This is a genomic window from Streptomyces sp. NPDC059373 (assembly GCF_042751495.1).
Taxonomy (GTDB): Bacteria; Actinomycetota; Actinomycetes; order Streptomycetales; family Streptomycetaceae; genus Actinacidiphila.
Genome location: NZ_JBHYXC010000033.1, coordinates 1 through 6860 on the forward strand (window position 1 = coordinate 1; position 6860 = coordinate 6860).

General features: G+C 68.8%; 7 protein-coding genes and 1 pseudogene. 3 read left to right on the forward strand and 5 right to left on the reverse strand.

Annotated features, from left to right (window positions below):
* A pseudogene (locus ACFXJ5_RS31390) lies at positions 1-287 on the reverse strand (ABC transporter permease); the annotation flags it as partial.
* The gene (locus tag ACFXJ5_RS31395) at positions 284-1225 is read right to left on the reverse strand and encodes an ABC transporter ATP-binding protein (RefSeq protein ID WP_384638547.1); all 942 of its coding nucleotides are present in this window, start codon (positions 1223-1225) and stop codon (positions 284-286) included. The pseudogene ACFXJ5_RS31390 and the gene ACFXJ5_RS31395, both read right to left, overlap by 4 nt.
* A 516-nt stretch (positions 1226-1741) precedes the next feature.
* Between ACFXJ5_RS31395 and ACFXJ5_RS31400 the strand changes: the two genes are divergently transcribed.
* Positions 1742-2122 carry a hypothetical protein gene (locus tag ACFXJ5_RS31400; protein WP_384638550.1) on the forward strand — a complete coding sequence of 127 codons (381 nt, stop codon included), beginning with the start codon at positions 1742-1744 and terminating at the stop codon, positions 2120-2122.
* Positions 2123-2156: 34 nt separating this feature from the next.
* Here ACFXJ5_RS31400 and ACFXJ5_RS31405 read toward each other — a convergent pair whose 3' ends face one another.
* From ACFXJ5_RS31405 to ACFXJ5_RS31415, 3 genes are read right to left on the reverse strand one after another with little or no spacing between them, the layout of a single operon-like run.
* Positions 2157-2573 carry a hypothetical protein gene (locus ACFXJ5_RS31405; protein ID WP_384638552.1) on the reverse strand — a complete coding sequence of 139 codons (417 nt, stop codon included), beginning with the start codon at positions 2571-2573 and terminating at the stop codon, positions 2157-2159.
* Between the two features lie 8 nt (positions 2574-2581).
* Positions 2582-3847, reverse strand: a complete 1266-nt coding sequence (locus ACFXJ5_RS31410) for an amidase domain-containing protein (RefSeq protein ID WP_384638555.1) — start codon at positions 3845-3847, stop codon at positions 2582-2584.
* A 2-nt stretch (positions 3848-3849) separates the two neighbouring features.
* Positions 3850-4167: a type VII secretion target gene (locus ACFXJ5_RS31415; RefSeq protein WP_384638557.1), complete on the reverse strand. Its 318-nt coding sequence runs from the start codon at positions 4165-4167 to the stop codon at positions 3850-3852.
* Between the two features lie 173 nt (positions 4168-4340).
* Between ACFXJ5_RS31415 and ACFXJ5_RS31420 the strand changes: the two genes are divergently transcribed.
* Positions 4341-4526, forward strand: a complete 186-nt coding sequence (locus tag ACFXJ5_RS31420; RefSeq protein ID WP_384638560.1) for a hypothetical protein — start codon at positions 4341-4343, stop codon at positions 4524-4526.
* Between the two features lie 457 nt (positions 4527-4983).
* Complete coding sequence (locus ACFXJ5_RS31425; RefSeq protein WP_384638711.1) at positions 4984-6771, forward strand: adenylyl cyclase; 1788 nt, start codon at positions 4984-4986, stop codon at positions 6769-6771.
* Positions 6772-6860: the final 89 nt, after the last annotated feature.

Genomic DNA, 6860 nt, shown 5'->3' on the forward strand with positions numbered 1-6860 from the left:
GAGGTCAGCAGTGGGAGCGCCCAGGTGCCCGCGAAACCGAGCATTACCAGCGGTCCGGCCCATCCCGTGGCGTGCATCCAGCGACCGAAGAGGGTGTCGGAGGGGAGCGTGCTCTGCTGGCTCACCGCGGCGACGAAGAGCGCCGGGGTGATCCAGCAGGCGAGGACCAGCAGGCGGATCCGCCATTGCGAGACCAGCTTGACCAGTTCGAAGCGGTAGCCGCGCGCCACCGAGACGCGGGGGGTCGCGGCAACGTTGTCGTCGGCGATGGTCGCGGTCGTGGTCATCGGCCTGCCTCCTGCTGCTCGGTGAGGGCGAGGAACGCGGCCTCGAGCGGGGACACCGCGGGGGCGAGCTCGCGCAACGCGATGCCCGCGTGCACGAGCCGCACCACCAGTTCGTCGAGGGCGGGCACCAGCGCGCGCACCACGAGGAGCCCGGCGTCGTGCCGTGCCCCGGCGTCGTCGACGACGCGGATCCCGGCCGTGTCGGCAGCCAGCCCGCGGGCGGCCTGGGGGTCGGAGGTGAGCAACCGGTAGTCGAGTTCACGGTTTTCGGCGGCCAGCTTGCTCAGCGGGCCGGAGAAGACGACCCGTCCGGTGGCGAGGATGGTGACCTCGGAGCACAGTGCCTCGAGGTCGTCCATGCGGTGGCTCGAGAGCACGACGCTGGTGCCGTCCGCCGCCAGCCGGGTGAGGACACCGTGTACGTGCCTTTTCCCGGCCGGGTCGAGGCCGTTGGAGGGTTCGTCGAGCACGAGCAGCCGGGGCCTGGTGAGCAGGGCGGCGGCGAGTCCGAGCCGCTGACGCATGCCGAGGGAGAAGCCGCGGGCCCGGTCGTCGGCGACATCGGTGAGCCCGACCTCGTCGAGTACGTCGTCGATCCCCGTTGTCCGCGCGTCACGGCCGCGGAGAGCGGCCAGCGCGGCGAGGTTCTGCCTGGCGGTGAGCGAGGGGTAGAGACCGGGCCCGTCCACGAAGCCGGCGACACCGTCGGGAGCGGCGAGCCCCCGCCCGACCGGCGTACCCAGGATCTCGAGGCGGCCGCTGTCGGCGACGGCCAGGCCCAGCAGGAGGCCGAGCAATGTCGTCTTTCCGGCGCCGTTCGGTCCGACCAGGCCGTGGATCTGCCCTTGCGCCACATCCAGATCGACGCCGTCGAGTGCGACGACGTCGCCGAAACACTTGGTGATCCCACGAGCCCGGACTGCGAGGAGTGTGTCCATAATTCCTTCCTTCAAAGCCCACAGGAAACTAAGGGACAAGACACAGCGCAGGCAGGGATGGCTAGTTGAACGCTCGTGGAACGGGAGACGACCTGCTGCCGCTGCACCAATGGGCGGTCAATAACCGTCAATATTTCGACCGGCACCTTTTCAATAGCCGGATCGCAGAGCCCACCGAGCCATCAGACAGTTGCGATCGCAACGTCGCCGCTGGCTGGATCCTGATCACGACAAGGCATCGGCACGTCCGTGTGCACGCCCCCGTCTGCTGCGCAGTATCGACACCGACGAATCGGTGCGGGCCGAACTGACCATGGTCCTGGGCCGCGACCCGGATCTCCAACCGGCTGCGCGGTCTGCTGACCACCAGCCACCCCGGCCAGGAACGCGTCCTGGGACCGCGCCTTGCGGCACCCGGCGGTGCCGGCCCTGCTGCAGGCCTACGGCTCCCCAGCTGCCCTTCACGCCGCCGGCCGACAGCGGATCACCCAGGTCTTGCAGGAGGCGGCACCACGGATGCGCACCCCCGCCGACCAGCCGGCCGGGCAGATCATGGCTGCTGTGGAGGCGCAGACCGTGACCGTGCCGGGCAGCGAAGCGGCCGGTGACATCGTCCCCGGCCTGGTGGGGACCCTGCAGGTGATCCTGGCCCCCCGCGAGGCCTTGGAAAGCCCCGAACCGGCGGCGGACGACCTCGGCGATCCGGACCAGCGTCCAGTACTGATCCTCACTCCGGCCGTGCGCGGCCGGACCCGCATCCAGCACCGTCTCCCAGCCCGCCCTGAAGCCATGATCCACCTGGCCATGACCGACCTGATGGCCCGCCGCCTCACCGGCGAAGCCACTGTGTCCTGGGGCGAGCCGACATCACGGGATCAAACGCCACCAGCGGGATAAACAGCGGGAGAAGATGACCTCTCAAAAAGCCCTCTCAGAACGGCGCCGCGGCGCCCTCGCACATGGGCCGGCCGAGATTGTCCGCGCTCTCGGCCGCCTGGCTGTGCGTGATGAAGACTCCCCCGACGGCCACCAGCACCATCACCCCCGCCGCGACGGCGCAAGCGACCGAGAGCCTCCCGTCCCACGTGCCAAGAGGGTTCCAGCCCTTCCGCCGGGCGGTGCGGAACAGCCCGAAATGCACCAGCAGCGCCAAGCCGGCCGCGATGAGCGCACCGTAGGCGACCGCGAAGTTGGTCCAGGGCACCGACATCCACCGGCAGGCGGCCGATTGCCGGTGGATGTGGGCGTTGGACATCGCCAGGGTCGCGCCGAAGCACACCACGGCGGCCACCGTCAGCACGGGGACGGCGAGAATCCGGTCCCGCCAGGGAGCGTCCGGCTTGCTCATCGCTGCCATCAGTACCAGTCCGGGTGTGGACGAACGATACGTATGTTCTGCTGTCCCTCGGCCTCGGTCTCCGCGGGCAGCCTGCCGTCCAGGCTCACGTTCTGGTACGAGTCCGAATGCTGGGTGTATTTGATGTCGCCGTCGGGAGTCACCGCGGTCACGATCGCGGCGTGGTGGGTGTTGCCCGCTGCGATGTCGTCATTGGGGCCCGACTGCTCGTAATAGATGATGTCTCCCGGCTTGACCTCGGACCGGGGCACTTCTTCCCCGCCGTGATCCAGCATGAAGTTCTGCTGGTTTTCCGCACCGGCCCAGCTCTTGGAGTGGTAGGCGCTCTTGTCCCAGGCGTCGATGCCGATTCCGCTCTCCCTCCCCCAGGTGTCATCGCCCCGGGGACCCCACAAGGGGTCGAACTTCTTCTGCATCCCGGCGTGCTCCAGCGATTCGGAGACGAAGTTGGTGCAGTTGTTGCCGAAGTCGGTATCGTCCGGCTGGTCGTAGTTGTCCAGGGCGTACTGGACCATCTTCACGCGGTCGAACTTGCCGTCGGCCCCGCGCAGTTCGCGCTCCACATCATCCGGTAGGCCCGGGAGCGCGGCGAGTTCGACAGGCTCGGCGAGCATCATGTCGTGCTGCTGCTTGGCCGTGAGCCCGTCCCACCAGTCGCGCCCCACCTTGGGGTCCTGGGTCTTGGGGATGTCGGCGGCCAGCATCGCCATCTGGACATGCGAGGCGTCGTTCTCGCCCTGGTTCAACGCCTTGGTGGGGTCGGCGACATTCACATAGAGGGCCAGCTTGCCCAGCTCCGGCACAGCCAGCTCATCGGCCGTCGTGGCCTGGCGGAGAGCGTCGTCGATGAGCGCCTGGACCTCGGTACGCAGCGGCCCCTTCTCCTCCGCCTCCATGTGATTGTGGCTCGGCGGCACGATCAACTCGCCGTCGTCACTTATCTCAAAGCCATAGCTGACGGCCAGATCATTCGCCGTGCGCAGCGTGCGCTGCGCCATCTCCACGGTGGAGGCGAGGCCCTCCGCCACCATGCTGACCCCCTTCATGGAGTCATAGGCGGCTTCCATCCGATTGGCGAGGTCCTCGAACTGCGCAGCCGCCCGCTGACCGACCGCATCGGTCCAGTTGTCCGCCAGCGGACCGGAGCCCTGGTCGCGGATCTCCTCGGCGGTCCGCAGGGCGTGTTTGGCAAGAGACAGCCAGTCGTCGGCAGCCGTCTGCCACTTGGAGTGGACCGTGTCGTTGAGGTCCCTGAACGACACCATGGTCAGGCCTTCCCGAGTTCGGTCTCGCCCGCTCGCAGCCGGGACTGCGCCTCCGCGTCCGCTGCGTCGTAACTGTCGGCGGACGCCCGCAGGTTGTGGCTGAGTTCGTTCATCTTGCGCGCCAGAGCGACCATGTGGTCCTCCCAGGCCAGCGCGCAGGACTGCAGGGCCTCCGCGCTGGCCCAGCCGTAGGCGCCGTACGGCAAGTCGGTGCTGCTGTCGAGCGCATGGCTGAGCCGGTGGGTCGTGGCGCGTGAAAGAGCGTCCATGTCGTCGCCGGTGCCGCGCACCCGGGCCGTGTCGATGTCAACGTTGTTCATCACGGGTCCCCCGTCCGTATCCGTGAAAGAAAATCCGTCACACGATACCCAGCCGATCATGGACCGGACGATCAATAGAGGGTAAATACGGTGGCGCCCACCGGCGTCGGCGACGCGGCCGGGTGACGGACCGAACGCTTCACCTTCCGAACGCGCCCGCACGTGCTTGTCCGGTGCTGCTGATGGCGGCGGCCGAGGCCGACGTCGACCACTGCGCCATGCGCTCGGGCTCCGGCCAGTGGTGGTACCGCGGCGCCCCGGAGAATGCGCAGGCGGCGAGGGAACTGCTGGGCTCGGCCGGCGGCCGGCTGCACATCGACGACGGCGAGTACTTGTCCTCGAGGCGTGGCGTGGCGTAACGACATCGCCAACGCCAACAGCGCGATCACCCGGCTCGCACAGGACGGCACCAGCCCAGACACGCCCAACGCCGCAACGAAGAAGGACGCCAAGGACGCCCTCGCCGCTGCGGCGAAGGCCGATAAGGACGCCGTGGGATTCACCGGAGTCCCCCAAACGACCGCGTGCCACGCTGGTGGTTGCGCCGACGCTTGTCCAGGCGGACACGCGGGAACCGGCTCAGCGCCTGCTGGGCGGTTTCGAGCGTGTCCAACCTGGCAGGACCCGGGACCGGCCGGCCGGTCAATTCAGCGTGTGGGACGCCGTCTTGTTGACGCTGCACGCTTATTGACGCTGCATACCCGCGGTGATTCACTTCGTGCCAGAGAGCGCTCTCTCGCGGTTGAGGACCAGCCGCGGTCCCCCTATCCACCATGCCCAGGGAGAGCCGTGTCCGTTATTCCCACTCGCCGTGCCATGCTCCGCGGGGCGGCCGTTGCCGCCGCGGTGCCGCTGGTCGGCGGTATCTCCGCAGGATCGGCCTTCGCGTCGTCGCTCGCATCCGCCACGTCCTCGCATGGCCACGGCGCCGCCGATCTCGGTCCGAACGTCCTGGTCTTCGAGCCGTCCATGGGCGATGCGGCGATCCAGGCCCAGGTCGACGCCGTGTTCGCCACCCAGCAGTCCAACCAGTTCGGCACCGAGCGATACGCCCTGGCCTTCATGCCCGGCACCTACAACGTCGACATCAACGTCGGGTTCTACACCCACGTCCTCGGGCTCGGCGACAGCCCCGACGACGTCGTGATCAACGGTCACGTCACGGTCGACGCCCAATGGCTGGACGGCAACGGCACGCAGAACTTCTGGCGGGCCGCCGAGAACCTGAGCATCGCACCGCCCGACGGGCTGGAGCGCTGGGCGGTCGCCCAGGCCGGCCCGATGCGCCGCGTCCACGTCAAGGGAAACATGACCCTGTGGCCCAGCCCGCCCGGCAACCAGTGGTCCAGCGGCGGATTCCTGGCCGACAGCGTGGTGGACGGCCAGGTGCAGTCGGGCTCGCAGCAGCAATGGCTGTCGCGTAACGACACCTTCGGCAGCTGGACCGGCGCCAACTGGAACATGGTCTTCGTCGGCGTCCAGGGCGCTCCCGCCCAGTCCTTCCCCACACCCCCCTACACCACCGTCGACCGGACCCCGGTGGTGCGGGAGAAGCCGTTCCTGACCGTGGACCGCCACGGCTCCTACCAGGTCTTCGTGCCCGCGCTCCGCCGTGACAGCACCGGCACCACCTGGGCCCAGGGGCAGGCCAAGGGCCACAGCGTCCCGCTGTCCGACTTCTACGTGGCACACCCCGGCGACTCCGCCGCCACCATCAATCAGGCCCTGGCCCGCGGCAAGCACCTGCTGATCACCCCCGGCGTCCACCCCATCTCCTCGCCCCTGCGCGTCACCCGCCCCGGCACCGTCGTCCTGGGCCTCGGCCTGGCCACGCTGCAATCCACGCACGGCAACACCGTCATGGAGGTCGCCGACGTCAACGGTGTCACCGTCGCCGGTGTGCTCTTCGAAGCCGCCTCGGCCCACACCCCCGTGCTGCTCCGTGTCGGCCACGGCCCCAGCCGGCTCCGTCACACGGCCGACCCCACCGCGCTCTTCGACGTCTACGCCCGTATCGGCGGCGCCCTGCCCGGTGGCGCGGGCATCAGCGTCCAGCTCGACAGCAACGACGTGATCTGCGACAACCTCTGGCTCTGGCGCGCCGACCACGGCCTGGACGGCACCGTCGGCTGGTCGGTCAACCCGGCCGACACCGGCGTCCTCGTCAACGGCGACCACGTCACCGCGTACGCGCTGGCCGTCGAGCACTACCAGAAGTACGAGGTGCTGTGGCAGGGCAACCACGGCAGCACCTACTTCTTCCAGAACGAGCACCCCTACGACGTCCCCACCCAGACCGCCTGGGTCCACGGCACCACCAACGGCTACGCCGCCTACAAGGTCGCCGACGGCGTCACCGACCACCACGCCTGGGGCCTCGGCAGCTACTGCTACTTCAACCTCAACGCCGACATCTACACCGCCCGCGCCTACGAGGTCCCCGACACCCCCGGCGTCGTCTTCACCGACCTGATGACCGTGTGCCTCAACGGCGCGGGCGGCGGCGGCATCCTCCACTGCATCAACAACGCCGGCGACCCCGTCCAGAACGGCTTCGGCACGTACAACATGAAGTCCTACACCAACGGCACCAGCACCGTCTGATTTCCCCCACCACCACCGGGATCGGGTCGGGGGGGTGGCCCGGGCCCCACCCCACCCGCCTGGCGGTCGTGGGCGAGGTGCTCAAAGAC

Coding starts and splice junctions, on each gene's coding strand:
- ACFXJ5_RS31395 (WP_384638547.1), bottom strand. CDS start 1,225: ATGGACACACTCCTCGCAGTCCGGGCTCGTGGGATCACCAAGTGTTTC.
- ACFXJ5_RS31400 (WP_384638550.1), top strand. CDS start 1,742: ATGCGCACCCCCGCCGACCAGCCGGCCGGGCAGATCATGGCTGCTGTG.
- ACFXJ5_RS31405 (WP_384638552.1), bottom strand. CDS start 2,573: ATGAGCAAGCCGGACGCTCCCTGGCGGGACCGGATTCTCGCCGTCCCC.
- ACFXJ5_RS31410 (WP_384638555.1), bottom strand. CDS start 3,847: ATGGTGTCGTTCAGGGACCTCAACGACACGGTCCACTCCAAGTGGCAG.
- ACFXJ5_RS31415 (WP_384638557.1), bottom strand. CDS start 4,167: ATGAACAACGTTGACATCGACACGGCCCGGGTGCGCGGCACCGGCGAC.
- ACFXJ5_RS31425 (WP_384638711.1), top strand. CDS start 4,984: ATGCTCCGCGGGGCGGCCGTTGCCGCCGCGGTGCCGCTGGTCGGCGGT.